This is a genomic window from Parashewanella hymeniacidonis (assembly GCF_016900895.1).
Taxonomy (GTDB): Bacteria; Pseudomonadota; Gammaproteobacteria; order Enterobacterales; family Shewanellaceae; genus Parashewanella; species Parashewanella hymeniacidonis.
Genome location: NZ_JAFEUN010000198.1, coordinates 1 through 3812 on the forward strand (window position 1 = coordinate 1; position 3812 = coordinate 3812).

Below are 3812 nucleotides of genomic sequence, written 5' to 3' on the forward strand. Positions count from 1 at the left end.
TTGAATTACTTTTTTGGCTAAATCAACACCAATAATGGTACTTTTCATATCAGACTCCAGAATAGCGGTGAGTGTATAAAATACATCACCTAGCTAAGAGTGGGGAGCCTAATTATCTTTATTGCCCAGTATGGATCTTTATTATCTCACTACATTTACTTAAAAATATGCTTAACGGATTATTCGACCGTAACCGATTTGGCCAAATTTCGAGGCTGATCCACATCCGTACCTTTAATTAATGCCACATGATAAGACAATAATTGCAGTGGAATGGTGTAAATCAGCGGCGCCATAAAGTCATCACAATGCGGCACAGGGATCACTTTCATGGTGTTGTCAGACTCAAATTTGGCATTCTTATCAGCAAACACATACATCAAACCGCCACGAGCACGCACTTCTTCGACGTTTGAGTGTAACTTTTCTAGTAGTTCGTTGTTTGGCGCTACTACGATTACTGGCATATCGGCATCAATCAGTGCCAATGGGCCATGTTTTAGCTCGCCAGAAGCATAAGCTTCGGCGTGAATGTAAGAGATCTCTTTTAATTTAAGCGCCCCTTCCATAGCGATTGGATATTGATCGCCACGACCTAAGAATAATGAATGATGCTTATCGGCAAAATCTTCCGCAAGTGCTGCAATGTCATTATCAAGGCTCAATGCTTGCTCAACTTTTGCAGGCAGTGACAACAAGCTTTGACTAATTTGCGCCTGCATATCCGCTGACATTGCGTTGTACTTACCCAGTACTGCCGTCAACATCATTAGACCTGCAAGCTGAACCGTAAAGGCTTTGGTTGAAGCAACGCCGATTTCAACGCCCGCTTTCATCATGTACGCCATATCCGATTCACGCACCATCGACGAGCCTGGTGCATTACAAATCGTCATCGTCGCTTTGTAACCCATTTCTTTCGCAAGACGCAGTGCCGCTAACGTATCTGCGGTTTCGCCTGATTGCGAGATAGTCACTAGCAGGCTATTTGGGAATAGGTGAGATTTACGGTAGCGGAATTCTGAAGCAATCTCTACATTACACGATACACCCGCCCAATCTTCTAGCCAGTAACGTGCTGCCATACCTGCATGGTAACTGGTACCACAGGCAATGATTTGTACGTGCTTGATGTCTTTTAATAATTCTTCTGCACTGTCACCAAAGGCTGATGCTAAGACTTCTTGATTGGCAATGCGGCCTTCAATGGTACGTGCTAACGCTTGTGGCTGCTCATAGATCTCTTTAAGCATGTAATGACGATATTCACCTTTATCCCCGGCATCATGAGTCACTTCCGATTCTTTGGCTTCACGCTCAACGGCGTTACCATCTACATCATAAATATTTACCTCTGTGCGAGTGACTTCAGCAACATCACCTTCTTCTAAAAATGCAAACGTGCGAGTTACTGGTAGAAGGGCTAGCTGATCAGAAGCCACAAAGTTTTCGCCAATACCATAGCCAATGACCAGTGGGCTCCCAGAGCGAGCCACTACCATGCGAGAGTTATCACGACGATCAATCACTACAGTACCGTATGCGCCTTCTAACTGCTTAACCGCTGTTTGCACAGCGGTTAACAACGAGTCCTGAGATTTAAGTTCATGGTGTACTAAGTGACAAATTACTTCAGTATCAGTATCCGATAAAAATTCATAACCATGCGCTTTAAGCATACTGCGCAATTCATTGTGATTTTCAATAATACCGTTATGCACTACCGCAATATCATCTTGGGAGATATGCGGGTGAGCATTACGCTCACTCGGTTCACCATGGGTTGCCCAACGTGTGTGTGCAATCCCAGTGCCACCAGCAAGCGGCACATCAACTAATGCATCTGATAACTCTTGTACTTTACCAAGGCGGCGTGTTCTTCCTAAATTTTCACCATCAATAATGGCAACACCTGCTGAATCATAACCACGGTATTCTAGACGGCGAAGCCCTTCTACTAAAATGTCCGCTACGTCACGTTGTGCTACTGCACCTACGATTCCACACATAATTTTTTCCTAAATACTGTATTTTTCAAAATATAAAATTTAATCAAACGATGCGGTTAATACCTGCACCCCTTGTTGTTCAATTTGTTGCACCGCTTCTGTTGCGATGTTGCTATCGGTCACCAAAATATCAACGGTACTCCAGCTAAGTTCTAAATTTGGAATACGGCGACCGAGCTTTTCAGACTCCATCACCACAATGACTTGCCGAGATACTTCCGCCATGACTTTGCTTAAGCCTGTTAGCTCATTAAACGTGGTGGTGCCTCGTTGTAAATCTATGCCATCAGCACCGATAAAAAGTTGATCGAAGTCGTAAGATCTCAACACATGCTCGGCCATTTGCCCTTGAAAAGAGCCTGAATGCGGATCCCACGTGCCACCAGTCATCAATAGTGTTGGCTCATTTTCAAGCTCGTGAATAGCATTGGCCAACTTAAGCGAGTTGGTCATCACGATCAGTCCAGTTTTATAGTTCAGGTTTGAGATCATGCCTTTAGTGGTGCTGCCACTGTCGATGATGATGCGATTATGATCGCGAATCAAACTCGCTGCTTTATCGGCAATCGCTTGTTTGAGTTGTGAAGGGGTTTCAGTGGTAGTGAGTTCTGACGGCAATGCAATGGCACCACCATAGCGACGCAACAACAAACCATTTTTTTCAAGTTCAGCCAAGTCTTTACGAATGGTCACTTCTGATGTTGAAAACTGAGTAGAAAGGGCATCGACCTGCACTTCTCCCAACTCGTTGATCATCGTTACAATGGCATGACGGCGTTGTTGTGTATTACGTCTATTCACTAACGAAACTTAATATCTTACGAAACGAAAGTTAAATTATATTCAAAACGAAACTTATTGCCAGTTTTTTGTGCTAATACTTGCTTATCAATGGATAAAACTTCATGGGTGAGCCTGCTGTAACTTTTACTTATGACAGTAACGCAATAGAAATTGTGAATGAATTATTAAAAATACAAGTACCAGAATTACAATACAGTAGCGCTCTTCAACTTAGCACGGTACCTATACAGGGCAAAATAGCGAATGTTTTTAAGCAGCTAGCAACTTAAATTTGACCGAGATCTCAGTTTATGACCTTATACTTCCTTTTGCGGAAGTACATCATGAACTTAGAATTATTTTTTCAAATTTTCGGTAAGCTAGATGATGAGCGCCAAGCTTCAAAAGTTACTTACTCCCTTTTTGACATCTTATTTACTAGTATTTGCGCCGTTTTGAAGGCAGGGTTAACCGAAGTGAACAAAACTTAAACTCTCACGCGGTTGCCTTGGTAGTTTTACTCATTTAATGCTCGCATTAAATTTCGATCAGAAAGAATTTGCTTCTTGGCTTATTAGTAAAAGGATAGACATCTTACAATGCAACAGTAAAGGGCAAACAGTTGTTCATTGGATGATAGATAACAACAAACTAGACTTATTAGAAACGGTTATCATGATTGAAAGTGAACAGCACTTAAACAATGCCAATCAAACGCCAGAAGAATATGCTCAGGCATTAGGTTATACAACTTTGTCGGATCGTATCTCAAAAATGAAGAAACCATCAAATGATGAGTTTGAAATGCTAGATGAAAAAGCAGCACAAACTGAAGTTGAAATAAAACCGATTAAAGACTTTGAAGAGATGAAGGCAAATTAATCGCCTCCATCAAAACAATACTTCGGACAGTTTTTTGAATAATTCGAAATCACGAGCAGAGTTTGTGAAAATATAATTTGCAAATACAACCTTCACAAAGCTGCTGCTCATGACTTCACTAATAGAATCTGTTTTAGA

At 41.7% G+C, this 3812-nt stretch carries 5 protein-coding genes; 3 read left to right on the forward strand and 2 right to left on the reverse strand.

Annotated elements, in window-relative coordinates:
- Positions 1-179: 179 nt before the first annotated feature.
- Both glmS and JQC92_RS21365 read right to left on the reverse strand, forming a co-directional pair.
- Positions 180-2009 carry a glutamine--fructose-6-phosphate transaminase (isomerizing) gene (gene glmS, locus JQC92_RS21360; protein ID WP_205001552.1) on the reverse strand — a complete coding sequence of 610 codons (1830 nt, stop codon included), beginning with the start codon at positions 2007-2009 and terminating at the stop codon, positions 180-182.
- A 39-nt stretch (positions 2010-2048) separates the two neighbouring features.
- Positions 2049-2810 carry a DeoR family transcriptional regulator gene (locus tag JQC92_RS21365; RefSeq protein ID WP_205001553.1) on the reverse strand — a complete coding sequence of 254 codons (762 nt, stop codon included), beginning with the start codon at positions 2808-2810 and terminating at the stop codon, positions 2049-2051.
- A gap of 104 nt (positions 2811-2914) precedes the next feature.
- Between JQC92_RS21365 and JQC92_RS21370 the strand changes: the two genes are divergently transcribed.
- Genes JQC92_RS21370 through JQC92_RS21380 form a run of 3 tightly spaced genes read left to right on the forward strand, consistent with a single transcriptional unit; the run spans position 2915 to position 3674 of the window.
- Positions 2915-3082, forward strand: a complete 168-nt coding sequence (locus tag JQC92_RS21370) for a hypothetical protein (RefSeq protein ID WP_205001554.1) — start codon at positions 2915-2917, stop codon at positions 3080-3082.
- A gap of 54 nt (positions 3083-3136) precedes the next feature.
- Positions 3137-3283 carry a transposase family protein gene (locus JQC92_RS21375; protein WP_205001555.1) on the forward strand — a complete coding sequence of 49 codons (147 nt, stop codon included), beginning with the start codon at positions 3137-3139 and terminating at the stop codon, positions 3281-3283.
- Positions 3284-3320: 37 nt separating this feature from the next.
- Positions 3321-3674: a hypothetical protein gene (locus JQC92_RS21380; RefSeq protein WP_205001556.1), complete on the forward strand. Its 354-nt coding sequence runs from the start codon at positions 3321-3323 to the stop codon at positions 3672-3674.
- Positions 3675-3812: the final 138 nt, after the last annotated feature.